Genomic DNA, 25,408 nt, shown 5'->3' on the forward strand with positions numbered 1-25,408 from the left:
GGACATATGGATGCAGCGATCCGATCACCTCAAAAGCTCTTGTGCCACGGGGGCCGTCCACATATGGGTCCCGGGTCGCGCTTCGCTTGCCCGGGGACGACGGCCACCGCGCGGGTCACCCCCGCGCCGCGCGATCCTTCTCGTTCTGCGCCTTGATCGAGTCGCGGGCCTGGGTCCAGTCGTCGTCGCTCCATTCGCGGAGCTGATAGAAATTGCCGCCCATGGCGAGCGCCTGGGCGCCGTCCATTGCGATGGTCTCGCCGTTGATCCAGTCGCAACCGCCGGAGATCAGGAACACGGCGAGGTTCTGCAATTCCTCCATGGTGCCGACGCGGCCCATCGGGTTCATCGCTTTGGTCCGCGCGCCGGCTTCGTCGCCCGGCTTGATGCGCTTGCTCATGCCTTCGGTTGGGATCTCGCCGGGCGCGATGGTGTTGAGGCGGATGCCGTGTTTGCCCCATTCGATCGCAAGCGACATGGTCATGGCGTGGATCGCAGACTTGCTCATCGCCGACGGCACCACATAGGGCGAGCCGTTGCGCACCCAAGTGACGCTGATCGACACCACATTGCCGCGCTGCTTGCCGGCGATCCAGCGTCGCCCGACCGCATGGGTGACGTAGAACGTGCCGTGCATCACGATATTGGCGACCGCATCGAAGCCGCGCGGCGAGAGCTCTTCGGAGCGCGAGATGAAATTGCCGGCGGCGTTGTTGATGAGGTCGGTGAGGGGGCCGCTGGTCGTCCAGATCGCCTCGACCATCTCGTCGACGGCCAGTGCATTGCGGATATCGACGCCGTGGCTGACCACGCGCCCGCCATACTGGTCCATCAACTCGGTCGCGGTCTCGTCGCAGACGATCTTGCGGCGGCCGCAGATATGCACTTCGGCCCCCAACTGCAGGAATTTGGCGGCCATGGACTTGCCGAGACCGGTACCACCCCCGGTCACGAGGATACGCCGTCCGGCGAGAAGCTGATCTGTGAACATGGTTTCCACCCAAAGGGGATTGTCAGTTAATTGGTCGATTGACTAAAACCGGCAACGGCCCTTCTGTAAAGCGCCATCAAGAACAGCGGAGGACAATTCCATGGAGCAACGCGTCACGATCTCGGTTTCCGACGGGATCGCCGATGTCCGGCTGGTGCGCGCGGACAAGATGAATGCGCTGGATGCCCCGATGTTCGAGGCGCTGGTGGCCGCGACCGAGCGCCTTTCGACCGAAAAAGGCGTCCGGGTGGTAGTATTGTCCGGGGAGGGGCGGGCGTTCTGCGCCGGCCTCGACATGGGACGTTTCGCCGCGATGAAGGAGAAGGGCGGCAACGGGATCGCCGGCGGCGAAACGCGCGACCTGACCGTCCGGACCCACGGCGAGGCCAATTTCCCGCAACAGGCGGTGTGGGGCTGGCGGCAGCTCCCGGTGCCGGTCATCGCCGCGGTTCACGGCGTAGCCTTCGGCGGCGGCTTCCAGCTCGCGCTCGGCGCCGACATGCGGTTCCTCAGCGCTGATGCGCGGATGTCGATCATGGAGATCAAATGGGGCCTGGTGCCCGACATGGCGGGCACGCCGATCCTCGCCACGCTGGTGCGCGACGACATCTTGCGCGAGCTCACCTATACGGGGCGCATCTTCTCGGCCCAGGAGGCGCTGAGCTATGGACTTGCGACCCGGGTGTGCGACGATCCGCGCGCCGCGGCCTTCGATGTCGCGCGTGAGATCGCCGGCAAGAGCCCGGATGCGGTCCGCGCGGCCAAGCGCCTGCTGAACAAACTGTCGGTCGATCCGGGTCCTGCGCTACTCGCCGAGTCCGTCGAGCAGCAGAAGCTGTTGGGCAGCCCGAACCAGACGGAAGCGGTCCGGGCCAACATCGACAAGCGCCCGCCGCGCTTTGTGGATGCGTGAGCCGCCACGCACCGCCCTCATCCCGAGGAGCCGCGCAAGCGGCGTCTCGAGGGATGGGCCGCGGGTGGGACATCCGGGGCCTCATGGTTCGAGACGGCGCTGCGCGCCTCCTCACCATGAGGGGTCATCGTCGGAGCAAGTCGACACAAGCACGCAGCAAAGAACAATAACAATGAGCGAAACCTCCCAACTCTTCCTCGGCATCATCAGCGGCGATCATAGGCGCACGCATCAGGAAGTCGCCGAGCGCACTGAGCGCATCGCCAGCGGCTTGCGGAAGCTCGGCGTCCGCGAGGGCAACAGCGTGTGCATGTTGATGCGCAACGACATCGCCTTCATCGAGGCCGCCTATGCCGCAATGCGGCTCGGAGCCTATGGCGTGCCGATCAACTGGCATTTCAAGCCGGAAGAGATCAATTACGTGCTGACGGATTCCGGCACGAAGGTGCTGATCGCGCATGCCGATATGCTGCATCCGCTGCGGGATGCTATCCCTGCCGGCGTCACCGTGCTGAGCGTGCCGACGCCGCCGGAAATCCTGGCGAATTACAAGATCAATCCCGATCATCTCGGCGTGCCGGATTTCGCTATTGATTTCGAGCCCTGGCTCGCGAAGCACCCGCGCTATGACGGCCCGGTGGTGCCGCAGCCGCAGAACATGATCTACACCTCGGGCACGACAGGCCATCCCAAGGGCGTGCGCCGCTTCGCGCCGACACCGGAGCAGGCGGCCAATGCGGAAGCGATGCGCGCCATGATCTATGGCCTCAGGCCTGGCGTCCGCGCGCTGCTGCCGGGTCCGCTCTATCATTCCGCGCCGAATTCCTTCGGCCTCCGTTCCGGTCGGCTCGGCGGCGCGCTGCTGATGATGCCGCGCTTCGATGCGGAAGATTTCCTGGCTCTGGTCGAGGAGCAGCGGGTCGACACCGTCTTCATGGTGCCGACCATGTTCATCCGCCTGATGAAGCTGCCCGAGAAGGTGCGCAGGAAATATGACGTATCCTCGCTGCGCCATGTCATCCATGCCGCGGCGCCCTGTCCGGCCGATATCAAGCGCGCGATGATCGAGTGGTGGGGGCCGGTGATCTATGAGTTCTACGGCTCGACCGAATCAGGTGCGGTGACATTCGCGAATTCCGAGGACGCGCTGAACAAGCCCGGCACCGTCGGCAAGATCTCGCCCGGTGCCGAGCTGCGCTTCATCGGCGAGGACGGAAAGGTGCTGCCGCCGGGCGAGATCGGCGAGATCTATTCGCGCATCGCGGGCAATCCGGACTTCACCTACCACAACAAGCCGGACAAGCGCGTCGAGATCGACCGCGACGGGTTCGTCACATCAGGCGACGTCGGCTATATCGACGAGGACGGTTACGTCTTCATCTGCGACCGCAAGCGCGACATGGTGATCTCGGGCGGGGTCAACATCTATCCGGCAGAGATCGAGGCGGTGCTGCATGCCGTTCCCGGCGTGCATGATTGCGCGGTGTTCGGCATCCCCGATGCCGAATTCGGCGAGGCGCTGATGGCGGTGGTCGAGCCGCAAACAGGGGCCAAGCTGGACGTCGCCTCGGTCCGCGCCCAGCTCAAGGCGTCGCTCGCCGATTACAAGGTGCCCAAGCACATCGAAATCGCGACCAACCTGCCGCGCGAGGATTCCGGAAAGATCTTCAAGCGCCGCCTCCGCGATCCCTATTGGGAACAGGCAGGCAGGAGGATTTGACTTTCCGTCGTCCCGGGCTTGACCCTCCCGACCCTCATGGTGAGGAGGCGCGCAGCGCCGTCTGGAACCATGAGGCCACGATCGTACCCGCGGCCCATCCTTCGAGACGCCGCTTACGCGGCTCCTCAGGATGAGGATGGAGATGGGGCGGGCGGCGCAACATCTCGTGTGCGCCGCCCCCAACTTCGTCTTGCGCTGCGGCAAAAAAGTTGCACACTCCGCACCTGCCGGGCAGTTGCTGGAGCGATCAGCCAATGTCTCCCCAGACCACGTCTTCCAAGACCGATGTCCGCGCCAATCGCGCTGAGGACAGCCAGGCGATCGAGGAGGATGCGCGACTGCGCAATGACATCCGCCTGCTCGGGCGCGTCCTTGGCGACACCGTGCGCGACCAGGAGGGCGCCAATGTCTTCGACCTGGTCGAACGCATCCGGCAGACCTCGATCCGGTTCCATCGGGATGAAGACCGGCAGGCGCGGGGGGAACTGGAAACCATCCTCGACAGCATGTCGATCTCGGAAACGGTGCGGATCGTCCGCGCCTTCAGCTATTTCTCCCACCTCGCCAACATCGCCGAGGACCAGAACAACATTCGCCAGATGCGGGGGCGGGGAGCAGCCGCGCCGCGTCCGAGCCTGCTGGCGCAGGCCGTGGACCATGCGCAGCGGGCCGGCTTCAGCCCGGACGATTTGCGCCGCTTCTTCAAGGGTGCCCTGGTCAGCCCCGTTCTGACCGCTCATCCGACCGAGGTCCGGCGCAAGAGCACGATGGACCGCGAGATGGAAGTTGCACGCCTGCTCGACCGGCGCGAGCGGTTGCAGATGACGCCGGAAGAGAGCGAGGCCAGCGACGAGCAGCTTCGCCGCGCCGTGGTGACGCTATGGCAGACCAATCTGTTGCGCCGGACCAAGCTTACGGTGCTGGACGAGGTCACCAACGGATTGTCGTTCTACGACTACACGTTCCTCCACGAGGTGCCGCGGCTGCATTGCGCGCTGGAGGACCGGCTCAACAAGGAAGGCGGCGAGCCCGGCGAACTCGCATCCTTCCTGAGGATGGGAAGCTGGATCGGCGGCGACCGCGACGGCAACCCGTTCGTCACCGCCGACGTCATGCGCGGCACGCTGCGGCTGCAGTCGAGCCGGATATTGAGCTTCTATCTGGAAGAGCTGCACGTACTCGGCGCCGAATTGTCGTTGGCCAAGAACCTCGCCGATGTTTCTGACGAACTGCGTGTGCTCGCCGAGCGCTCGCCCGATCCTTCGCCGCACCGGAGCGGCGAGCCGTATCGGCTCGCGGTATCCGGCATCTACGCCCGGCTGACCGCGACCGCCGAGAAGCTGCAGGTCGAGATCACGCGCCGGCCGGTCGGCAGGGCCGAGCCCTATACAAACGTCAACGAGATCAAGGCCGATCTCGACGTGCTCGACCGTTCGCTGATCGCAAACAACTCCGCCGTCATCGCGCGCGGACGCTTGCGGCTGCTGCGGCGCGCGGTGGATTGCTTCGGTTTCCATCTCGCCCGCCTCGACATCAGGCAAAACTCCGCGGTGCATGAGCGCACCGTCGCCGAACTGCTCGATACCGCGATCCCCGGCATGTCCTACATGGCGCTCAGCGAGGACGCCCGCATCAACCTGTTGCTCGGCGAGCTTCGCAGCGCGCGTCCGCTGTCGTCGCCCTTCGTGAAATACAGCGAGGAGACGCACGGCGAGCTCGCCGTGTTCCGGGCAGCCGCCGAAGCGCATGCGACCTTCGGCTCGGAGGCGATTTCCCAATGCATCATCTCGATGTGCAAAGGCATGTCCGACATGCTTGAGGTCGCCGTGCTGCTGAAGGAGGTCGGGCTCATCAACCCCTCCGGCCGCAGCGCCATCAACATCGTGCCGCTGTTCGAGACCATCGAGGATCTGCAGGCCTCGAGCGGCATCATGGACCGCATGCTGGCGCTGCACGATTATCGCCGATTGGTGGACAGCCGCGGCGGCGTGCAGGAGGTGATGCTCGGCTATTCCGACAGCAACAAGGACGGCGGGTTCGTCACTTCCGGCTGGGAGCTCTACAAGGCGGAAATCGGCCTCGTCGAGGTATTTGAGCGCCATCACGTGCGCCTGCGCCTGTTCCATGGCCGCGGCGGCTCGGTCGGCCGCGGCGGCGGCCCGAGCTACGACGCCATCATCGCCCAGCCCGGCGGCGCCGTGAACGGCCAGATCAGGATCACCGAGCAGGGCGAGATCATATCGAGCAAATATTCCAACGCCGAAGTCGGCCGCAACAATCTGGAGATCCTTGCCGCCGCGACGCTCGAGACCAGCCTGCTGCAGCCCAGGCAAAGCGCGCCGCGCGCCGAATATCTGAAGGCGATGGAGCAGCTTTCGGCGCTCGCCTTCAAGGCCTATCGCGGTCTGGTCTACGAGACCGAGGGCTTTGCCGATTATTTCTGGGGCTCGACCGTCATCAACGAGATCGCGACGCTCAACATCGGCAGCCGACCGGCGTCGCGCAAGAAGACCCGCGAGATCGAGGACCTCCGCGCCATTCCCTGGGTGTTCTCCTGGGCGCAGTGCCGGCTGATGCTGCCGGGCTGGTATGGCTTCGGCAGCGCGGTTGAGGCCTGGATCGCGGAGCATCCGGAGCAGGGCATGCCATTCCTGCAGGAGCTCTACCGGGAGTGGCCGTTCTTTCGCACGCTGCTCTCCAACATGGACATGGTGCTGGCAAAGAGCTCGATCGCGATCGCCTCGCGCTACGCCGAACTGGTGCCGGATGCCGAATTGCGTGAGAAGATTTTCGGCCGCATCCGCCGCGAATGGCATCTCTCGATCGAGACGCTGCTGGACATCATGGGCCATGAGCGGCTGTTGCAGGGCAACCCGCTGCTCGAACGCTCGATCCGCAACCGCTTCCCCTATCTCGACCCGCTCAACCACGTACAGGTGGAGCTGTTGAAGGAGCATCGCGCGCAGAACCCGGACGAGCAGGTGCTGCGCGGCATCCAGCTCACGATCAACGGGATATCCGCGGGGTTGAGGAATAGCGGGTAGCGAATGGCGAGCAGCGAATAGACGTCTCCTATTCGCTATTCGCCACTCCCTATTCGCCGACTGCGTCAGCAGTTATGCGCGCCTTGCGTCTCCACATAGACCGCATAGAGCGACTGGCTCGCGGTCATGAACAGGCGGTTGCGCTTCTTGCCGCCGAAGCAGACGTTGGCGCAGGTCTCCGGCAGCAGGATCTGGCCGATGCGTGTGCCGTCGGGCGCGAACACCTGCACACCGTCATAGCCCGGACCGACCCAGCCGGCGCCGACCCAGATGTTGCCGTCGATGTCGACCCGCAGGCCGTCGGGGAAGCCTGACTTGCCGTCGAGCTTCATGTCGATCAATTGCTTCGGATTGGACAGCTTGTCGCCATTGATGTCGTAGCTCCAGACCACGTTGTTGGCATTCGGATAGTGCGTGATGCCGGTATCGCAGACATAGAGCTTCTTGTAGTCATGGCTGAAGGCGATGCCGTTCGGCTTGAACGGCTCGTCGGCAACCTTGGTGATCTGACCGGACTGGCCGTCGACCCGGTACACCGCCTCCTTCTGGTAGGGCTGCACCGAATTGGTGTTGGCGCGCTGCCCCTCATAGATCGAGATCGCGCCATAGCCGGGATCGGTGAACCAGATCGACTTGTCGTTGGGGTGGGCCACCATGTCGTTCGGCCCGTTCAGCGGCTTGCCGTTGGCTTCCTGGGCCAGCACCGTCACCGTGCCGTTGTGCTCGAAACGCACCAGCCGCGTACGTTCGGCCGAAATCTGCCGTCCCTCGAAATCGAAGGAGTTGCCGTTGGCCTCGTTCGACGGTTTGCGGAATTGCTCGGAGATGTGGCCGTCGTCGTCGAGATAGCGAAGCTGCCGGTTGGCGGGGATGTCACTCCAGACCAGATATTGCCCCTGCGCGTTCCAGGCGGGCCCCTCGGCCCACAGGCAGCCCGTATAGAGACGCTTGATCGCGGTGTTGCCGACCTTGGCTTTGAAGCGCTTCGGATCGATCACGACGATATCAGGGTCGGGATAGCGCTGCGGCTCCGCATTGCGACCGAAATCGCGGGCGAAGGCTTCCGGCGCCACCGCCGCAGTTGCAGCAATCGCCGTTGCACTGCGCAAAAGCGTCCGGCGGTCGAGCCCGATCGAGCCGCCGTCCTGCAGGTTGGGTGAATTGTTTGGATTGTTCATGACTTCCTCCCAGGCTTTTTTGTTGTTGGGAAGGAACTCATGCGCCCGCAATCCGGCATAATGCGGGCAGCCGTGATGGATCAACCAGAGATAGGCGTCGTCCCGGCAGCGAGCCGGGACGACGTTGTCATGAAAGTATCAGCGTAGGCGGCGGCCGGTAGGGTGGGCAAAGCGAAGCGTGCCCACCATCTAACGGCGTGCTCGGAATGGTGGGCACGCTTCGCTTTGCCCACCCTGCGTCTTACCCAAGCTTCAGATCGGGTCCCAGCCGAAGATGTCGGCGGAGCGGTCGAGGTTGTAGAACGAGCCCTTGAGCGCCGGCATGCCGTGTTCGGCGATGGTCTGCGGCGTCCAGCCTTCGCCGCGGTGCACCGAGCGCAGCGGCCGCGACTGGCCCATCAGGAAGATCTCGTTCATGCGGACCGCAAAGATCTGCCCGGTGACCTCCTTGGCGGCGTCGCTGAGCAAATAGGCGCAGACCGGTGCGACCTTCTCTGGCCCCATCTGCTTCATCCTCTCCACGCGCGCCTTCTCGGCGTCGGTCTCGGTTGGAATGGTGCCGATCATGCGGGTCCAGGCGAACGGGGAGACGCAGTTGGAGCGCACGTTGAAGCGGCTCATGTCGAGCGCGATCGACTTCGACAGGCCGACGATACCGAGCTTGGCGGCGGCGTAGTTGGCCTGGCCAAAATTGCCGATCAGGCCCGAGGTCGAGGTGAAGTGCACGAAGGAGCCGCTCTCCTGCTCGCGGAACAGCCGCGCCGCGGCGTGGCTGACGTAGAAAGAGCCCATCAGATGGACCTTGATGACGGCCTCGAACGCTTCCACGCTCATGCGGTGGAAGATCATGTCGCGCAGGATGCCGGCATTGTTGACGACGCCGTCGAGCCGGCCGAAATGATCGGTCGCGGTCTTCACGATCTTGCTGGCCGGGATCGCTTCCGCAACCGACTCGAAATTGGCGACCGCGGTGCCACCGCGCTTCTTGATTTCCTCGACCACCTCCTCGGCTGGGGCGGCGCTCGATCCCGCGCCGTCGGACGTGCCGCCGGGATCGTTGACCACGACCTTGGCGCCTTCAGCGGCGCAGAGCAGCGCGATCTCGCGCCCGATGCCCCGGCCCGCGCCGGTGACGATGATGACCTTGTCCTGCAGTGATTTTGTCATGTGGGTTCTCCGCTATCTGTTTCGCTTCAAGCCGTCATTCCGGGGCGCGCGAAGCGCGAACCCGGAATCCATTTTGCCGCGCGATGGATTCCGGGCCTGCGCCTATCGGCGCATCCCGGAATGACGGGCTGTTACTTCTCGTTCGTGAAGATGATCGTGCCTGATGCCGCGAACATGCCGCCGACGCCATGGCAGACCGAGATCTTCGCGTCCTTGACCTGCGCCGGCGCAATCCCGCGCATCTGGCGCACGCTCTCCTGCAGCGCGTACATGCCGTACATGCCCGAATGCATGTAGGAGAGGCCGCCGCCATTGGTGTTGAGTGGCAGCTTGCCGCCGGGGCGCGTGTTGCCGTCCGCGATGAACTTGCCGGTCTCCTCGTGCGGCATGAAGCCGAGATCGCCGAGGCCAAAGAGCGGCAGGTGCGCAAAGGCGTCGTAGATCATGAGATGGTCGACGTCCTTGTGGGTGATGCCGGCCTCCTTGAAGGCGAGGGGGCCTGCGACCTTGAAGGCGCGCGAGGAGTTGAAGGTCTCCATCTGGCTGACCATCGGCGTTTCCACGCTCTCGCCGGTGCCGAGGATGTAGACCGGCTTCTGCGGGAAATCCTTGGCCCGATCGGCTGATGTCAGGATGAGCGCGCCGCCGCCATCGGTGACGAGGCAGCACTGCAGGAGGCGGAACGGATAGGCGATCATCCGCGAGTTCAGGACGTCGGCAACCGTGATCGGGTCCTTCATGGTCGCGCGCGGATTCTTCGCGGCCCATTCGCGCTGCACGACGGCGACCATGGCGATCTGCTCATGGGTGATGCCGTAGGTCTTCATGAAGCGCAGTACCGGGATCGGGAACATGCTCGGCGGCCCGTACACGCCGAACGGCGCCTCGAACTGGCCGTTGAGGCTGTCCGGCGGCGTGGAGCGCGGCTGCTTGCCGATCATCGACTTGCCGCTCTCGGCGTGCGTGATCAGCACGGTCTTGCACAGGCCGGCCTCGATCGCGGCCGCGGCATGGCGGACATGCAGCATGAACGAGCAGCCGCCGACCGAGGTGCCGTCGACCCAGGTCGGCTTGATGCCGAGATAGTGGCAGACCTGCTGTGGCGTCTCGACCGCGGTGGCGAAACCGTCGATGTCGGACAGCTTCAGCCCCGCATCGGCGATGGCATTGAGCGCCGCATCCGCGTGCAACTGGAGCTGCGACATATTGGGGATGACGCCGAGCTCGGTGGTCTCGGCCGCGCCGACGACGGCAACCTGGTTCCTGCGCATCTCTTTAACCCTTCGCCGGACGGAACAAAGGAAGCGTGATCTTGTCGTCGAGCTTCTCGAACGCGACTTCCAGCTTCATGTCGAGCTCGAGCGCTTCCGGCGTCTGCGGGCAGTCGATGATATTGCTCATCATGCGCGGGCCCTCATCGAGTTCGACCACCGCAATGGCGTAAGGCGGCGTGAAGCCGGGCGCGGCGGGACGGTGGTTGATGACGTAGCTGTAGAGTGTGCCCTTGCCGCTAGCCTTGAACATGCTGACCTTGCGCGAGGCGCAGGACGGGCAGAACGGGCGCGGCGGGAAATAGACATGCGAGCAGGCGTCGCAGCGCTGCAGGCGCAATTCGCCGACCTGCGTGCCATCCCAGAAATGCTGGGTTTCCGGCGTCGGTTTCGGTTTTGCGCGTGCAGCTTCGGCCATTCGGCATCCTCCCTGGATCAGGCCGTCAGGCCTCGTTCAAAAACGTGATGCGACAATTGACTATCGGTCGTCAACGGTCCAGCGTTTGCAATCGCATGGCGGTATTCCGAAGACGACAGCGCGCTTGTATGCCAGCCTGTCTCAGGCAATAGTCCGCCACGCGGCAAATCCGCCGCGCCGCGCCTTAAACAACGTTCGACGCCAGAAGAGATCTGAAATCGAAAGCCATGCCTGACAATCCGACCCTTGCCTCACTCGCCGCAGACCTCGAGAGCGGCCGCCTCACGGCCCGCCAACTGGTTGAGCAGTGCCTCGCCAAGATCGCCGATCCCGCGGGCGAGGGGCAGCGCGCCTTCATCCACGTCGACAAGGAGGCCGCGCTCGAGGCTGCCGATGCGATGGACCGCCTGCGCAAGGCGCATGCGGCGCCGTCGCCCTTCGCCGGCATCCCGGTTTCGATCAAGGACCTCTTCGACATCAAGGGGCAGGTGACCCGCGCCGGCTCCCGCGCGCTGGAGGATTCCGCGCCGGCGGAAGCCGACGCGCCGGTGGTGGCGCGGCTTCGCGCGGCCGGCTTTGTCGTGATCGGCCGCACCAACATGACCGAATTTGCCTATTCCGGCATCGGCATCAATCCGCATTACGGCACGCCGAAGAGCGCCTACAACCGCAGTGTCGGCCATGTGCCCGGCGGCTCGTCGTCGGGTGCGGCGGTCTCGATCGCCGACGGCATGGCCTTTGGCGCGCTCGGCACCGATACCGGCGGCTCCTGCCGCATCCCTGCGGCCTTCAACGGCATCGTTGGCTACAAGCCGACGCAGCGGCGCATCCCGCTCGATGGCGGTGTGCCGCTGTCGTTCTCGCTCGACAGCTATGGGCCGCTCGCCAATTCCGTCGCCTGCTGCGCAACGCTCGATGCGGTGCTCGCGAGCGAGCCGGTGACGCCGCTGCAGCCGCGGCCGGTGAAGGGCCTGCGGTTCGCGGTGCCGACCACGGTTGCCCTCGATGACCTCGATGATGCCGTGGCAAAGACGTTCGACCGAGCGCTCGCGGCGCTGTCGAAGGCGGGTGCGCTGATCGAGAAGATCGAGGTGCCGGAGTTCCTCGATGTCGGCATCATGAACGCCAAGGGCGGCTTTGCGGCTTCCGAGAGCTATGCCTGGCACCGCTATCTGCTCGCCAGCAAGGGCGACATCTATGACCCCCGCGTCGCCACGCGCATCATGCGCGGCGAGGGATATCTGGCCGCCGACTACATCGATCTGCTCAATGCGCGAAAATCCTTCATCGCACGCACCGAGAAGCGCGTCGCGCCCTATGATGCGCTGCTGCTGCCGACCACGGCCAATGCGCCGCCGAAGATCGCCGACCTCGATGACGACAAGGCGTTCACCGCGGAGAATCTGCGCGCGTTGCGTAACTGCACGTTGATCAACGTGCTCGACGGCTGCGCGATCTCGCTGCCGGCCCATCGTGAGGATGATGTGCCGGTCGGTCTGATGGTCGCGGCGGCAGGCGGATCGGATCGCCGCATCTTCGAGATCGCGGCCGCAATGGAGACCATCATCCGTGTATGACCTCGCTTTCACCATCGACGACAAGGGCATGGCGACGCCACTGACGCTCGCCATCGACCAGGCCGTGATCGCCGGCTGGACCGGCCGCGATCCGGTGGCGCGCGACAAGCATATCGCCGAGCTTGAAGCGATCGGCATTGCAAGGCCGGCCACGACGCCGATCTATTACCGCTGCTCGGCGCGGCGGCTGACCACCGAGGACACGATCGAAGTCTGCGGCGAAGATTCCAGCGGCGAGGTCGAGTTCGTCTTGATCGGCTGGCAGGGCCGCATCTTCGTCGGCTGCGGCTCCGATCACACCGACCGCAAAGTCGAGAGCTACAGCGTCACCGTCTCAAAACAGATGTGCGACAAGCCGATCGCCTCCGAACTGTGGGAGCTGGAGGATGTCATCGACCACTGGGACCAGATGATCCTGCGCTCCTGGGCCTGGATCGACGGCAAGCGCGTGATCTACCAGGAAGGCACGCTCGACGGCATGCTGCCGGTGAAGGAACTGATCGCGCGCGGCTTCGGTGACAAGGGCCTGCCCGACGGCTGCGCCATGTTTGGCGGCACGTTTGCCGCCAAGGGCGGCATCCGCCCGGCGAGCCGGTTCGAATTCGAGCTGGAAGATCCAGTGCTGAAGCGAACGATCCGCCACGCGTATGACGTGGTGACGCTGCCGGTGCGGGGGTAGATAGTCGCCCCATCGTCATTGCGAGCGCAGCGAAGCAATCCATGCCGCAGCGGGCGGAGAGATGGATTGCTTTGCTGCGCTCGCAATGACGCCGCAATATCGGAAATCGGGTGGTTGATTGTGCGCGGATCTGCCACCACCTCGGGACCAAAGCGAGCATTGTGGTTTGACGGCTGATTTATTCGATAGCGTTGCCGAGCGTCCGGCGCGGGAGGTGATCGCGGAAGGCGCGATGATCCTGCGCGGATTTGCGCTTGCGGTTGAGCCCGAGCTGATCCCGGCGTTGCGCGAGATCCTCGCGCAGGCGCCGTTTCGGCGCATGTTTACGCCCGGCGGTTATCAGATGTCGGTGGCGATGACCAATTGCGGCACGGTCGGCTGGGTCACCGATCGCAGCGGCTATCGCTACGACTGCATCGATCCGGAATCCGGAAAGCCGTGGCCGGCAATGCCGCCGGTGCTCGTGCGCCTGGCGCGCGAGGCGGCGGCGGAAGGCGGCTTTGACGGTTTTGCGCCGGATGCCTGCCTGGTCAATCGTTACGAACCGGGCGCAAGACTGTCGCTGCACCAGGACAAGGACGAGACGGATTTTGCCGCGCCGATCGTCTCGGTGTCGCTCGGCCTGCCCGCGATCTTTCTGTTCGGCGGCCCAAAGCGCAGCGACAAGACGGCTCGATATCGGCTGACGCATGGGGATGTCGTGGTGTGGGGCGGGCCGTCGCGATTGTTCTTCCACGGCGTCGCGCCGCTCGCCGACGGTGAGCACGCGGTGCTCGGCCGTCAGCGGATCAATCTGACCTTCCGCAAGACGCGATAGCTTCCCCCGTCATTCCGGGGCGCGCGTAGCGCGAGCCCGGAATCCATTTCACCGCGTTACCCGGTGGCGCCATGGATTCCGGGCCTGCGCCTTCGGCGCATCCCGGAATGACAGTGTCAGGGTTTGGCCGGATGAATAAACGCCCACGGGCTCACTTCCGAATCCGTCGGCACCTCGATCGCGATCACATAGGGCCCGCCGTCGGCCAGCGCCTTTTCCAGCGCGGGACGGAAATGATCGGGCGAGGTGACGCGCGCAGCTCCGGCACCAAAGGACTCCGCGAGCTTGACGAAATCCGGATTGACGAGGTCCGACGCCACCACGCGGCCGTCAAAGCGCTCGCGCTGGTCGCGCCGCACATTGCCATAGGAATTGTTGTTGAACACCAGCGTCACCACGCCGATGCGATACTGCACGGCGGTGGAAAGCTCTTGCACACCGAACATGAAACCGCCGTCGCCCGTGATCGCCACCGCCGGCTTGTCGGGATTGGCGACTTTGGCGCCGAGCGCGGTCGGAAAGCCGGAGCCGAGTGTGCCCTGATAGCCCGAGGTGATGAAGGTGCGCGGCTCGTAGACGGGAAAGCCATACCAGGAGGCGAAACCGACCTGCGAGAGCTCGTCGGTGACGACAGCATTCGACGGCAGCACCTCGCGGAGAATCTTCAGGTAAGCCATCTGCGGCTGGATGCGCTGGATTTCGCGCGCGGCTGCCGCGGTTGCTTCGCGAATCGCGGCGCGCCGGCCGGTGCTCTTGCCAAAACCAGTTTTGCGTACGGCCGCCAGCAACTCGGCGGTGCCGGCCTTGGCATCGCTCACGATGGCGGCATCAGGCGTGAGCCGGCGCATCTCGACCGGATCGATGTCGATGCGGATCGATTTGATGCCGTCGGGCTGGTATGGCCAGCGGAATCCTGAGGCCGGCAATTCCATGCGGGTGCCGATCCCGATCATCAGGTCGGTCGTCGGCCACAATTTATAAGCGGCCGCCATGGTCAGCCCGAGTTCATGCGCATTGGAGACGATGCCGCGGCCGCTGCGGAAGGCGACGACGGGCGCATCGATCATTTCCGCAAGCTCGAGAATTTCCTCGCCCGCGTCGATCGCGCCGCTGCCGACAAAGATCATCGGTGTCTTGCTCGCCGCGATCAGAGCGGCCGCCGCCTTGATCCTGTCGGGGTCGGGCAGTGGCGCCGGAAACGGCCCGAACGGCTCTGATGGCGCGACTGCGGCACGCTGGGTGAAGACGTCCCAGGGCATCTCGAGCGACGCCGGTCCACGCCGGCCCGACAGCATTTCCTGGAATGCGCGCGACACCATCGCCGGCGCCGCATCGGGATATTCGATGCGATCGGCCCATTTCACGAAGGTACGCAGTGTCGCGAGCTGGTCCGGCATCTCATGCAGATGGCCGCGGCCCTTGCCGAGGAACGCGGTCGGCACCTGGCCGGTGAGGCAGAGCACCGGCTCGTTGCAGCCGAAGGCGGTGAGCAGCGCCGCGCTGGCGTTGAGCACGCCGGGGCCGGGCACCACGCTGAACACGCCCGGGCGGCCGCTCGAACGCGCATAGCCGAACGCCATGTAGCCGCAGGCCTGCTCGTGCCGCGCGCCGATCACCTTGAGCTGCGCCTGATGGAAGGCGTCGAACAGGCCATAGATTTGCGCGCCGGGCAGGCCGAACACCGTGTCGACGCCGTGGGCGACGAGGCCGTTGACGATCGCTTCGCCGCCGCTGGCTGAACTCATCTTGCTATCCATCTGCTTCTTATGCTTCGTCGACAACGGCGTTGCGCAACACGCCGACGCCTTCGGCCTCGATGCCGATCGCATAGGTGGCGAGACGAGGTGGAGACATCGGCTCGCTCAATCTGCAATCGTGACGTCGGCAACGAACAGTGGCTCGCGCACCGCCTGTCCGGCGAATGGCGACCCCTGCTCGAACCAGGAGCGTGGAGCGGGCGCGCCCCACAACGTCTGCCGCCGCGGGTCCTTCAGCGACCAACGCAGTGGCTCATGGTCGTGATCTCCCGTGAAATAGTCGCTGGTGTAAAGCTCGAGCCGATGGCCGTCGGGATCCCTGACATAGAGAAAGAACGCATTGGAAATGCCGTGGCGGCCGGGGCCGCGTTCCATGTTCTTCAGGAAGCCGCTCGACGCCATAACGTCGCAGAGATGCAGGACATTCATCGCGGTCGGCACCCAATAGGCGAAATGGTGCAGGCGAGGGCCTTTGCCGTTGGTGAAGGCGAGGTCGTGCACATTGCCCTTGCGATGCATCCATGCCGCGGCGATGCGTCCGTTCGGGCCGTCTTCCTCGCCATATTCGGTGAGACGAAAGCCGAGCCGTGCGTAGAACTCGATGCTGTCCTGCAGCTCGGCGGCAAAGACATTAAAGTGATCGAGCCGTTGCGGATGGCAACCCTTATAGAGGTCGTAGCGGCGGAGCAGGTGTGGGCGCTTGTCCATCGTCGCGTAGAGCTCAAGCTGGAAGCCGAATGGATCGGAGAACTGCAAGGTGCGGCCCTGGAACGGCTGATCCGAGAAGCGATAATCGACGCCGTGCTCGGAGAAGAACGCCGCCGCCTTGTCGAGGTCGCCGTCGTTGCCGACCTTGAAGCCGAGCCGGCTGCAGGCTGCTACAGGCGCCTTGCGCAGCACCAGCGAGTGATGCTGATGCTCTTCGGAGCCGCGCAGATAAACCGTCTTGTCGTCCGCGTCCTCGACATGTAGCCCAACGGTGGTCTCATAGAACGCGCGGCTGGCGGCGAGGTCGGTCACGTCGAGCACGACGTGGCTGCAGCGGATGATGTTGAACGGCGGATCAAAGACGTGCTGCGGAACAGGCATCGATGTTTCCCTGCTTGAGGTCGTCATTCCGGGGCAGCCCGCAGGGCTGAACCCGGAATCTCGAAATTCCGGGCTCGATGCTTCGCATCGCCCCGGAATGACGGCGTACTACACTCCCAGTTTCTGTATCTTATGCGTCCCGCGTGCCAGCGAGACGTGCTTGGTTTCCATGTAGAAGTCGAACGAATAATCGCCGCCGTCGCGGCCGATGCCTGACGATTTCATGCCGCCGAACGGCGTCGGCAGGTGCCGGACATTTTCCGAGTTGAGCCAGATCATGCCGGCTTCGAGCGCATCCGCTACCCGCAGAGCACGCCCCATGTCACCGGTCCAGACATAGCCGGTGAGGCCATACTGCACGCCGTTGGCGATTTCGACCGCATCGGTCTCGTCGCCGAACGGGATGACGGTGAGGAACGGCCCGAACACCTCTTCCTGCGCCACCCGCATCTTGGAATGTGCAGCCGTAACGAGCGTCGGCTGCACGTAATGTCCGCCGCCGGGACCATCATGCGCTTTGCCGCCAACCGCGATCGTCGCGCCTTCCCGCCGTGCCACGTCGAAATAGGAGCAGACCTTCGCCAGATGTCGTTCATGGATAAGCGGTCCGATCTCGGTTGCGGGATCGAGGGGATGGCCGACCTTCAGCGCCTTGACCCGCGCGGTGAGCTTCTCGACGAATTTTTCCGCGATGCTCTCTTGCACCAGGAGACGGCTTGAGGAGGTGCAGCGCTCGCCGTTCAGCGAGTAGATCATGAACACGACGGCATCGAGCGCGCGCTCGAGATCGGCATCCTCGAACACGATCACCGGATTCTTGCCGCCGAGTTCGAAATGCACGCGCTTCAGCGTCGGCGCGCCCTGGGCCATGATCGCGGACCCGGTCGCGCTCTCGCCGACAAAGCCGATCGCCTTGATCGCGGGATGCTCGGTCAGCGCCTTGCCGGCCTCCTCGCCGAAACCGTGCACGGTGTTGAGCACGCCGTCGGGCACGCCCGCGTGCTTCGCCAGCTTTGCCAGGAGATCGGCCGTCACCGGTGACCATTCCGCGGGCTTGTGCACCACCGTGCAGCCGGCGGCGAGCGCGGGCGTGATCTTCCAGGTCGACAGCATGAACGGCGTGTTCCACGGCGTGATCACGCCGACCGGACCGATCGGCACCCGCGTGGAGATGTTCCAGTGCTCTTCGCTCGGCATGTTGAGGCCGTCTCGCGCCTCGGCGCATTTGTCGGCGAAGAAGCGGAAATTCTCGGCCGCGCGGATCGCGGCTTTCGCCATGAAGCGATGGGCCTGTCCGGTGTCGATGCATTCGAGCACCGCGATATCGTCGGCATGATCCTCGATCGTATCGGCGACGCGATTGAGCAGCTTGCGCCGCATCGAGGCCGACATCTCGCGCCACGACTTGAAGGCGAGGGCGGCCGCGGTCGCTGCGCGATCGATGTCCTCGGCATTGCCGCGCGCCACCGTTGCCAGCACGGCGCCGTCGATCGGCGACTTTGTCTCGAAGGTCTGCCCGGAGATCGATGGCACGACCTTGCCATCGATCATGTGGCCGATTCCCTCCGCCTTCAGCTTCGCCAGCAGCGGCGCGGCGCGGTCGCGGTTGGCCTGGAATAATTCGGCCGATTTCGGCCTCGCTTTATCCATGGACAGTCTCCACCTTCAGCGCATCGTGGATATTGTTGCGCTTCCAGCTCGTCTCCTTGTCGTTGATCTGCATGTCGAACGACAGCGCGAATTTACTGCTCGCGAATACCGGGTCGAGATAAGTCGATAGCGCTCTGAAGATATCTTCTCCCGCCTTCTTGCGGGTTGCGAGATCGCGGCCTTCGCCGAGCCGCAGCACCACGTCGAGAAAGCCGTAAACGTTTCGTCCGTCGGCGATCGCGTAGTGCTCGCATCTGATGGCGCGAACGCGGATGCCGCCGAGCGGGAAGATGCCGGTCTCGACCGCCGCCTTGCGCACGAGTTCGACGACTTCGCCCATGTCGAGGTGGGAATCCAGGTTGGCCGAATATTCGATGGTGAAATGCGGCGTGGCGGATCACTCATGGTGCGCTGGAATGATTAACATGTTAAGTGTATCGGCGTAAATTGATTTGCGCTTTGTTGCGCCGCAAAAGATTGGCGATGGCACGGAAGAAATCATCATTGAACGGTTCGCGGCCGCGCGCGGCGGCAGAGACGAGGCGGCGTGGGCCGATGCGTGAATTTTCCCGCTCGTTGCCGATGTCGCTCTTGCGCGCGCGTGAGGCCGTGATGCGGCAGTTCCGTCCCTCCCTGCGCTATCACGGGCTGACTGAGCAGCAATGGCGCATCCTGCGCGCGCTGACGTCGGTGGAGGCGATCGAGGTCACCGATCTCGCGCGGCTCGCCTTCCTGCTCGGGCCGAGCCTGTCGCGCATCCTGCGTGACCTCGAGGCGCGCGGGCTGATCGAGCGCCGTTCGGCGGAGGCGGACCTGCGGCGCGCCGTGGTGTCGATCTCGCCGAAGGGATTGAAGCTGATCGAAGCGGTCGCGCCGACATCGGAAGCGATCTACGCCGCCATTACAAAACGTTACGGCGCGCGCAAGCTTGCTGAACTGCAGGCCATGCTGGGCGCGCTCGAAGAAAGCCTTGCCGGCTTTTCAGGCGCGGAAGAGGAAATGGCCGAGGTCGATCAGTAAATGCAAAATTTGCATGATGATATGTGCTGGGATGCATAGCTCGCCTTTCCTGCACATCGTTTGAGCACAAAGGAATTGGCAGGTTCGCGGAATTTGCCGGAATAGTCATGATCTCGTCGGCATTAATCCTTCTTGATGCGCGCGGATAACGATGCATCTCCATCGTTAGTCGAAAACACCGCAATATCAATTTACTCCGAGACGGAGAGTCCGTAAGTACGCATGCGGTTCGCGCCCCGTCGGGGATCGCCAACAGCAAGAAGGGCCGACGAAGAAGCCCGGCCTCAGGGAGAAACCAATGAAACTGACGAGACGCGATTTCGCGGCTGGTGTCGTCGCCGGCCTTGCCGCCCCCCACATCATCACGAGCGCGAGAGCGCAGGGCGCCACGATCAAGATCGGCATGTGCGCGCCTGTGACCGGTCCCGCCGCCGAATCCGGCCGCTACGCCATCCAGGGTGCGAAGCTTGCACTCGAAGCCGTCAACAAGGCTGGCGGCATCCTCGGCAAGCAGGCCGAGTTGATCATCGAAGACGATCAGACCACCAATCCCGGCATCGTGCTGGCATTCTCCAAGCTCGCTGCGCAATCCGACATCGTCGGTTTCCTTGGTTCGATCCGGTCGACCCAGGTGCACGCCATGGCGCCCGACGTGCTCAAGCTCGGCAAGCCCGTGATGATCGGGGGAACCGATCCGAACCTCACTCACATGGGCAATCAGTGGCTGTTCCGCTTCCGTCCGAATGACAGCTATTCCGGGCGCGTCATCGCCGAGTATGGGGTCAACACGCTCGGCAAGAAGAAATGGGCCGTGCTGCATTCGACCGACGCGTTCGGCACCGCAGGCGGCAAGGCCCTGACCGCTGCGTTGGAAAAGCTCGGCTGTGCGCCCGTGCTCGACCAGGGTTATGCCAACCAGAGTCAGGACTTCACCCCGGTCGTGCTCGCGATCAAGCAATCCGGCGCAGACATTCTTGGCTCCTACTTCACCTTCGAGAACGATCTCGGCATCTTTGCCCGGCAGTTGCGCCAGCTCGGCGTCAACATTCCCTGGGTCGGTTCGCCCTCGATCGTCAATATCACCGCGCTGAAACTCGCCGGGCCTGCGCTGTACAACACCTATGGTGTCGCGGACTACGCGGAAGATTCCAGCGAAGCCTCCAAGGCGTTCGGCAAGCTCTATCGTGATGCGGTCAAGGTCGCGCCGGATAACCAGAGCTCCTGGCCCTATGACGCGGTCACTGTGCTGTCGGCGGCGATCAACAAAGCCGGCTCGACCGAGCCTGCAAAAATCCGTGAGGCGATCCTGTCGATCAAGAAATTCCCCGGCGCCGAAGGCGAGTATAATTTCGACCAGAACGGCGATGGTTTGCACGGCTACAACATCGTGAAAAACGAGAAGGGCAATATTGTCTTCGACAAGCACATTGAATTCAACGATTGACCACTTTTTCGGCCTCTTCGTTCTCCACGAAGAGGCCGAAAACCTTTCGGCGAATTCCTCAGCTCTCCTCCTAACCGAAGCTTGTCATGGATCTCGTCCTTCAACTGCTGTTTACCGGCATCGGCATCGGCGCCGTCTACGCGCTGGTCGCGCTCGGTTTCGTGCTGATCTTCCGCGCCACCAATGTGGTGAATTTCGCGCAAGGCGAATTCTCCATGGTCGCGGCCTATCTGATGGTGGTGTTCGCCGTCGATCTCGGCTGGCCATACTGGCTGTCATTCCTGATCGCGCTCGGCGGCATGGCGCTGCTCGGCGTCATCTTCAATCTCGGCGTCTATTATCCGCTGCGCCACCGCACGTTCCTGCCGGTCATCATCGCCACCATCGGCGCCTCGATCCTGCTGTCGAATTCGGTGCTGGCGATCTACGGCCCGCAGCCGCAGGTGCTGCAGGGATGGTTCGAGACGCCCGGCATCCAGTTCGGCCCGGTCTATCTCGACAGCCAGTATCTGCTGATCATCGCGGTGACGATCGCGCTCGTGATCTTCAACTATTGGTTCTTCGAGAAGACGCTGCTCGGCAAGAAGCTGCAGGCGACCTCGCAGGACAAGGAAATGGCCTCGCTGCTCGGCATTTCCGTCTCGACCATGATCATGATCACCTTCATCTATTCCGCCGTGCTCGGCGGCTTGGCCGGCATCCTGGTCGCACCGGTGCTGTTCGTCTCGATCCAGATGGGCTCGACGATCGCGCTGAAGGCATTCGCAGCCACCATCATCGGCGGCTTCGGCGACGTCGCCGGCGCCATCATCGGCGGGCTCGCGCTCGGCGTCATCGAGACTTTTGGCGCGGCCTACATCTCGGTTCCCTACAAGGACGGCTTCGCCTTCCTGGTCCTGGTCGCTTTCCTGATCTTCCGGCCGCAGGGCATCTTCGGCGAACGCGTGGCGGAGAAAGCATGAGCGCCCCCAGCGACAACATGCCGATTCCGGCACCCGCCGTCCGCTCGAGACCGCTTCTGCTCCGCCATCTGCCGTACTTCATCGGCGCGGCGATCCTGGTGGCGCTTGCCGCAGGATTGCGGTTCGACGGCTACATCCTCAACATCCTGCTGCAAGCGACGACGTTCTCGATTGCAGTGTTCGGCCTGTCGGTCGTGCTCGGCCTGTGCGGGCAGATCAATCTGGCGCAGGCGGCGTTCTTCGGGCTCGGCGCCTATGCGGTCGGCCTCGGAACGAACGACCTGCATCTCAGCTTCTGGCTGTGCCTTGTCGGTGGCTGCGTGGTCGCGCTGCTTGCCGGCGCGCTCCTGGGGATGTCGACCTTGCGGCTCGGCGGGCATTACCTCGCGATGGTGACGATCTCGTTCCAGCAGATCGTTACGCTTGTCATGATCAACGCGATCTGGCTGACGCATGGCCCCGACGGCGTCTCCAATATCCGCCGTCCCGAACTGTTCCAGACGTCGCAGAGCTATCTCGCCTTCTGCGTCGCCATGCTCGCGATCGTCGGCTATCTGGTCTGGCATCTCTCCGACACCAAGCTCGGCCGCGCAATGCGGGCCGTGCGCGACAACGAACTCGCGGCCGGCGTCAACGGCATCGACGTGTTCCGCACCAAGATCTACGCCTTCGCGCTCTGTGCGCTGCTCGGCGGCCTGGCGGGCGGCCTGTTTGCCGGCGGCTTCGCCTATGTCAGTCCCGATCAATTCTCGTTCGCGGAATCGATCGTGTTCCTGACGATGTCGTTGCTTGGCGGCGTCGCTTCGCCGATCGGCTCGGCGATCGGCACGGGGCTGCTGATCCTGATTCCGGAATGGCTGCGTTTCCTCAAGAGCGTGCCCGGGCTTTATCTGGCCATTTACGGCCTGTTCGTGATCCTGATCATTCGCTTCATGCCAGACGGCATCTGGGGCTTCGTCGCCGATGCCTTCAGCCGCTGGCGCGCGCACATCAAGGCGCCGCCTGTGGCGGCTGCGCTGCAGTTGAAGCCTGCGACCGTCGGCGGCGAGTTCGTGCTTGAGGTGACCGGCCTGTCGAAGCATTTCGGCGGCCTCAAAGCCGTCGATGGCGTCGACATCGCGGTGAGGCGCGGCGGCGTCCACGCGCTGATCGGGCCGAACGGCTCCGGCAAGACCACGACGCTCAACGTGCTCTCCGGCCTCTACGAGGCGACCTCGGGCAAGATCGTGCTCGACGGCACCGACATCACCCACATGCCGCCGCATCAGCGCACGGCCGCGGGACTCGGCCGCACCTTCCAGAACATCCGTCTGTTCCGTTCGATGACGGCGCTCGAGAATGTCGAGATCGGCGCCGAGCGGCCCGGCAACGCGATGATCGGGAAGGGCGAGGACGCGCTGACCGAGCGGGCGATGGAGGCGTTGACCTTCGTCGGCCTCGGCCACCGCGCCAACGAGCTGATCTCGAGCTTCTCCTACGGCCACCAGCGCCTGATCGAGATTGCGCGCGCGCTGGCCGCCAATCCGACGCTGTTGCTGCTCGACGAGCCGGCCGCGGGATTGAATTCGACCGAGAAGCTCGAACTGCATGAACTGCTCAAGCGCATCGCGGCGCAGGGCCTCACCATCCTCATCATCGATCACGACATGACGCTCGTCTCCGAAGCCGCCCAGCACATCACCGTGCTCAATTTCGGTCGCCGCATCGCGGACGGCGAATCCATGGCGGTGCTGCGCCATCCCGATGTCGTCTCCGCCTATCTCGGGAGCGAATGATGCCGCTGCTCGAAATCCGCAATCTCGTGGTCCGCTACGGCGAGATCGAAGCGCTGCGCGGCGTCACCATCGCCGTCGAGGCGGGGCAGGTGGTGACTTTGCTCGGCGCCAACGGCGCCGGCAAGTCCACCACGCTCCGCGCCATCTCGGGGCTCGCCAAGCCCACGTCCGGCGAAATCCTGTTCGACGGCGAGTCGATCGCCGGCCTTGGGCCGGAAGCGATCGTCCGGCTCGGCATCTCGCATGTGCCGGAGGGCAGGCGGGTGTTCCCGGGCCTCACGGTCAAGGAAAACATCATGCTCGGCGCGTCGAACCGGAAGGCTTCGTCCGCGCAGATCTCGCGCGAGGCGGATGCGATGTTCGACCTGTTCCCGGACATTCGCGCCTTCGCCGATGCGCTGGGCTGGACGCTGTCCGGTGGCCAGTTGCAGATGGTCGCCGTTGCCCGTGGGTTGATGGCGAAGCCGCGGCTGCTCTTGCTGGACGAGCCTTCGTTGGGACTGGCGCCCGTCATCGTGCAGGCGGTGTTCCGCATCATTTCGCAGATCAGGAAAGACACCACGGTCTTGCTTGTTGAGCAAAATGCGCGCATGGGACTTTCGGTCGCCGATCACGGCTTCGTCCTGGAAACGGGGCGGATCGTGCTCGGCGGCAAGCCCGACGAATTGTGGGGCAATGAGGCCATCGCCGCGGCCTATCTCGGCGGTCACGCCAAGGCCAGCGCATAAGAAGCATGATCCGGAGGTGCCGGTTTCCCGGAAGGATCATGCTCCAAACCAAGGAGCGAGTGACATATCCATGGTGACGATCAAGGTCGATAATCTCATCAATTTTGTCGCTGAAGTCTTTATCCCACGCCGAATCCTCGCCCGAAGAAGCCCGTCGCATTGCAACATATTTGACGACCGCCAATCTCACCGGGCACGACAGCCACGGCGTGATCCGCGTACCCGTCTATATCCGCTGGAAGAAGATGGGCTCCGTGGTTCCGAACCAGACCGCCGAGGTCGTGGTTGATACGCCTTCGCTGGCGGTCGTCGACGGCAAGTTCGGTTACGGGCAGACGGTTGCGCCGGTCGCCGTCAGGATCGGCATCGAAAAGTGCAAGAAGGCAGGACTTGCCGCGGTTGCGCTGCGCAATGCCGGCCATATCGGCCGCGTCGGCGATTGGGCGGAGATGGCCGCCGCCGAAGGGCTGGTGTCGGTGCATTTCGTCAATGCCGCGGGTTCGCTCCTGGTTGCGCCGTTCGGCGGCGTCGAGAAACGGCTGTCGACCGCGCCCTATTGCGTCGGCATTCCGCGCGAAGGCCAGGACCCGATCGTGCTCGATTTCGCCACCTCGATCGTCGCCGAGGGCAAGGTGCTGGTCGCAAGCCGCGGCGGCAAGAAACTGCCTGTTGGCGCGCTGGTCGATTCCGACGGTACCTTGAGTGAAGATCCGCACGTGCTGTATGGGCCATACACGCCGGACGGGCCGCGCGATCACACCAAGGGCACCGGCGCGATCCGTGCGTTCGGCGAGCACAAGGGCTCAGGCCTGGCATTCATCTGCGAACTGCTCGGCGGCGCGCTGACCGGAACGGGCGCGACCGCGCCGGACCGCCGGTTCGCCAACGGCATGCTGGCCTTCTACATCGATCCCAAGGTGGTCGATTCCGCCAATTTCTTCGACGGCGAAATCTCGCGCTATGTTGACTTCATCCGCGAGACCAAGCCGATTGCCGGTACCGATAACGTGCTGATCCCGGGCGATCCCGAAAGAAAGACCCGCGCCGAGCGCACCAGGAACGGCATCCCCTTGCCTGACGACACCTGGGCGGCGATAGTGAACACCGCGCGCGAAGTCGGCGTCAGCGAAGTCAGCATCCAGCGGGCAACAGGCTAACGAGCACCCATCATCGCGAACGGAGTGAGGCAATCCATGTCGTCACAAGCG

At 64.0% G+C, this 25,408-nt stretch carries 20 protein-coding genes and 1 pseudogene; 12 read left to right on the forward strand and 9 right to left on the reverse strand.

The window, feature by feature from the left end; genetic code table 11:
• Nucleotides 1–115: 115 nt before the first annotated feature.
• Nucleotides 116–991: an SDR family oxidoreductase gene (locus AAFX91_RS07595; RefSeq protein WP_282529257.1), complete on the reverse strand. Its 876-nt coding sequence runs from the start codon at nt 989–991 to the stop codon at nt 116–118.
• Between the two features lie 100 nt (nt 992–1,091).
• On the opposite strand from AAFX91_RS07595, the gene AAFX91_RS07600 reads away from it, so the two are divergent.
• From AAFX91_RS07600 to ppc, 3 genes are all read left to right on the forward strand, one after another.
• The gene (locus tag AAFX91_RS07600) at nt 1,092–1,904 is read left to right on the forward strand and encodes a crotonase/enoyl-CoA hydratase family protein (RefSeq protein WP_130577154.1); all 813 of its coding nucleotides are present in this window, start codon (nt 1,092–1,094) and stop codon (nt 1,902–1,904) included.
• A 172-nt stretch (nt 1,905–2,076) separates the two neighbouring features.
• The gene (locus AAFX91_RS07605) at nt 2,077–3,624 is read left to right on the forward strand and encodes an acyl-CoA synthetase (RefSeq protein WP_394566042.1); all 1,548 of its coding nucleotides are present in this window, start codon (nt 2,077–2,079) and stop codon (nt 3,622–3,624) included.
• Nucleotides 3,625–3,878: 254 nt separating this feature from the next.
• Nucleotides 3,879–6,668 (forward strand): phosphoenolpyruvate carboxylase, encoded by a 2,790-nt coding sequence (gene ppc / locus AAFX91_RS07610; protein ID WP_394566043.1) that lies wholly within the window; start codon nt 3,879–3,881, stop codon nt 6,666–6,668.
• A 65-nt stretch (nt 6,669–6,733) separates the two neighbouring features.
• Here the strand turns inward: ppc and AAFX91_RS07615 are convergent, their stop codons facing one another.
• From AAFX91_RS07615 to AAFX91_RS07630, 4 genes are all read right to left on the reverse strand, one after another.
• Nucleotides 6,734–7,846, reverse strand: coding sequence for an SMP-30/gluconolactonase/LRE family protein (locus AAFX91_RS07615; RefSeq protein ID WP_130577152.1), 1,113 nt, complete (start codon nt 7,844–7,846; stop codon nt 6,734–6,736).
• Between the two features lie 252 nt (nt 7,847–8,098).
• Nucleotides 8,099–9,013, reverse strand: coding sequence for an SDR family oxidoreductase (locus AAFX91_RS07620; protein ID WP_282529260.1), 915 nt, complete (start codon nt 9,011–9,013; stop codon nt 8,099–8,101).
• A gap of 131 nt (nt 9,014–9,144) precedes the next feature.
• Nucleotides 9,145–10,284 (reverse strand): thiolase, encoded by a 1,140-nt coding sequence (locus AAFX91_RS07625; protein WP_130577150.1) that lies wholly within the window; start codon nt 10,282–10,284, stop codon nt 9,145–9,147.
• 4 nt (nt 10,285–10,288) lie between these two features.
• Complete coding sequence (locus AAFX91_RS07630) at nt 10,289–10,702, reverse strand: Zn-ribbon domain-containing OB-fold protein (protein ID WP_130577149.1); 414 nt, start codon at nt 10,700–10,702, stop codon at nt 10,289–10,291.
• A 227-nt stretch (nt 10,703–10,929) separates the two neighbouring features.
• On the opposite strand from AAFX91_RS07630, the gene AAFX91_RS07635 reads away from it, so the two are divergent.
• The 3 genes from AAFX91_RS07635 (at nt 10,930) to alkB (ending at nt 13,775) form a co-directional block, all read left to right on the forward strand.
• The gene (locus tag AAFX91_RS07635; RefSeq protein WP_394566044.1) at nt 10,930–12,279 is read left to right on the forward strand and encodes an amidase; all 1,350 of its coding nucleotides are present in this window, start codon (nt 10,930–10,932) and stop codon (nt 12,277–12,279) included.
• Entirely contained in the window at nt 12,272–12,958 is a 687-nt protein-coding gene (locus AAFX91_RS07640) for a DUF2848 domain-containing protein (protein ID WP_394566045.1), read from the forward strand. Before AAFX91_RS07635 ends, AAFX91_RS07640 begins: the two co-directional genes overlap by 8 nt.
• 166 nt (nt 12,959–13,124) lie before the next feature.
• Nucleotides 13,125–13,775: a DNA oxidative demethylase AlkB gene (gene alkB, locus AAFX91_RS07645; protein ID WP_394566046.1), complete on the forward strand. Its 651-nt coding sequence runs from the start codon at nt 13,125–13,127 to the stop codon at nt 13,773–13,775.
• 116 nt (nt 13,776–13,891) lie between these two features.
• Here alkB and AAFX91_RS07650 read toward each other — a convergent pair whose 3' ends face one another.
• The 4 genes from AAFX91_RS07650 to AAFX91_RS07665 all read right to left on the reverse strand — a co-directional run bounded on the left by AAFX91_RS07650 (nt 13,892) and on the right by AAFX91_RS07665 (nt 18,647).
• Nucleotides 13,892–15,520 (reverse strand): thiamine pyrophosphate-dependent enzyme, encoded by a 1,629-nt coding sequence (locus AAFX91_RS07650; protein ID WP_394566047.1) that lies wholly within the window; start codon nt 15,518–15,520, stop codon nt 13,892–13,894.
• A gap of 117 nt (nt 15,521–15,637) precedes the next feature.
• The gene (gene hpaD / locus AAFX91_RS07655; protein WP_394566048.1) at nt 15,638–16,621 is read right to left on the reverse strand and encodes a 3,4-dihydroxyphenylacetate 2,3-dioxygenase; all 984 of its coding nucleotides are present in this window, start codon (nt 16,619–16,621) and stop codon (nt 15,638–15,640) included.
• 108 nt (nt 16,622–16,729) lie between these two features.
• Complete coding sequence (gene hpaE, locus AAFX91_RS07660; RefSeq protein WP_394566049.1) at nt 16,730–18,271, reverse strand: 5-carboxymethyl-2-hydroxymuconate semialdehyde dehydrogenase; 1,542 nt, start codon at nt 18,269–18,271, stop codon at nt 16,730–16,732.
• Complete coding sequence (locus tag AAFX91_RS07665; RefSeq protein ID WP_394566057.1) at nt 18,264–18,647, reverse strand: 5-carboxymethyl-2-hydroxymuconate Delta-isomerase; 384 nt, start codon at nt 18,645–18,647, stop codon at nt 18,264–18,266. Before AAFX91_RS07665 ends, hpaE begins: the two co-directional genes overlap by 8 nt.
• A 179-nt stretch (nt 18,648–18,826) precedes the next feature.
• On the opposite strand from AAFX91_RS07665, the gene hpaR reads away from it, so the two are divergent.
• The 6 genes and pseudogenes from hpaR to AAFX91_RS07695 all read left to right on the forward strand — a co-directional run bounded on the left by hpaR (nt 18,827) and on the right by AAFX91_RS07695 (nt 25,357).
• Entirely contained in the window at nt 18,827–19,291 is a 465-nt protein-coding gene (gene hpaR / locus AAFX91_RS07670; protein ID WP_282529270.1) for a homoprotocatechuate degradation operon regulator HpaR, read from the forward strand.
• Nucleotides 19,292–19,589: 298 nt separating this feature from the next.
• A complete protein-coding gene (locus AAFX91_RS07675; RefSeq protein WP_394566050.1) occupies nt 19,590–20,735 on the forward strand; it encodes an ABC transporter substrate-binding protein in 1,146 nt (381 codons plus the stop codon).
• Between the two features lie 86 nt (nt 20,736–20,821).
• Nucleotides 20,822–21,697: a branched-chain amino acid ABC transporter permease gene (locus AAFX91_RS07680; RefSeq protein ID WP_394566051.1), complete on the forward strand. Its 876-nt coding sequence runs from the start codon at nt 20,822–20,824 to the stop codon at nt 21,695–21,697.
• The gene (locus AAFX91_RS07685; RefSeq protein ID WP_394566052.1) at nt 21,694–23,472 is read left to right on the forward strand and encodes an ATP-binding cassette domain-containing protein; all 1,779 of its coding nucleotides are present in this window, start codon (nt 21,694–21,696) and stop codon (nt 23,470–23,472) included. The genes AAFX91_RS07680 and AAFX91_RS07685 overlap by 4 nt, the downstream gene beginning before the upstream one ends.
• A complete protein-coding gene (locus AAFX91_RS07690; protein ID WP_130577138.1) occupies nt 23,472–24,200 on the forward strand; it encodes an ABC transporter ATP-binding protein in 729 nt (242 codons plus the stop codon). The genes AAFX91_RS07685 and AAFX91_RS07690 overlap by 1 nt, the downstream gene beginning before the upstream one ends.
• A 70-nt stretch (nt 24,201–24,270) precedes the next feature.
• Nucleotides 24,271–25,357 (forward strand): annotated as a pseudogene (locus tag AAFX91_RS07695) (malate/lactate/ureidoglycolate dehydrogenase).
• Nucleotides 25,358–25,408: the final 51 nt, after the last annotated feature.

Origin of the sequence: Bradyrhizobium sp. 31Argb (genome assembly GCF_043638955.1) — a bacterium.
GTDB lineage: Bacteria > Pseudomonadota > Alphaproteobacteria > Rhizobiales > Xanthobacteraceae > Bradyrhizobium.

Coding starts and splice junctions, on each gene's coding strand:
- AAFX91_RS07600 (WP_130577154.1), top strand. CDS start 1,092: ATGGAGCAACGCGTCACGATCTCGGTTTCCGACGGGATCGCCGATGTC.
- AAFX91_RS07615 (WP_130577152.1), bottom strand. CDS start 7,846: ATGAACAATCCAAACAATTCACCCAACCTGCAGGACGGCGGCTCGATC.
- AAFX91_RS07690 (WP_130577138.1), top strand. CDS start 23,472: ATGCCGCTGCTCGAAATCCGCAATCTCGTGGTCCGCTACGGCGAGATC.
- AAFX91_RS07630 (WP_130577149.1), bottom strand. CDS start 10,702: ATGGCCGAAGCTGCACGCGCAAAACCGAAACCGACGCCGGAAACCCAG.
- AAFX91_RS07685 (WP_394566052.1), top strand. CDS start 21,694: ATGAGCGCCCCCAGCGACAACATGCCGATTCCGGCACCCGCCGTCCGC.
- AAFX91_RS07625 (WP_130577150.1), bottom strand. CDS start 10,284: ATGCGCAGGAACCAGGTTGCCGTCGTCGGCGCGGCCGAGACCACCGAG.
- ppc (WP_394566043.1), top strand. CDS start 3,879: ATGTCTCCCCAGACCACGTCTTCCAAGACCGATGTCCGCGCCAATCGC.
- AAFX91_RS07635 (WP_394566044.1), top strand. CDS start 10,930: ATGCCTGACAATCCGACCCTTGCCTCACTCGCCGCAGACCTCGAGAGC.
- AAFX91_RS07595 (WP_282529257.1), bottom strand. CDS start 991: ATGTTCACAGATCAGCTTCTCGCCGGACGGCGTATCCTCGTGACCGGG.
- AAFX91_RS07650 (WP_394566047.1), bottom strand. CDS start 15,520: ATGAGTTCAGCCAGCGGCGGCGAAGCGATCGTCAACGGCCTCGTCGCC.
- AAFX91_RS07605 (WP_394566042.1), top strand. CDS start 2,077: ATGAGCGAAACCTCCCAACTCTTCCTCGGCATCATCAGCGGCGATCAT.
- hpaE (WP_394566049.1), bottom strand. CDS start 18,271: ATGGATAAAGCGAGGCCGAAATCGGCCGAATTATTCCAGGCCAACCGC.
- AAFX91_RS07620 (WP_282529260.1), bottom strand. CDS start 9,013: ATGACAAAATCACTGCAGGACAAGGTCATCATCGTCACCGGCGCGGGC.
- hpaD (WP_394566048.1), bottom strand. CDS start 16,621: ATGCCTGTTCCGCAGCACGTCTTTGATCCGCCGTTCAACATCATCCGC.
- hpaR (WP_282529270.1), top strand. CDS start 18,827: ATGCGTGAATTTTCCCGCTCGTTGCCGATGTCGCTCTTGCGCGCGCGT.
- AAFX91_RS07680 (WP_394566051.1), top strand. CDS start 20,822: ATGGATCTCGTCCTTCAACTGCTGTTTACCGGCATCGGCATCGGCGCC.
- AAFX91_RS07675 (WP_394566050.1), top strand. CDS start 19,590: ATGAAACTGACGAGACGCGATTTCGCGGCTGGTGTCGTCGCCGGCCTT.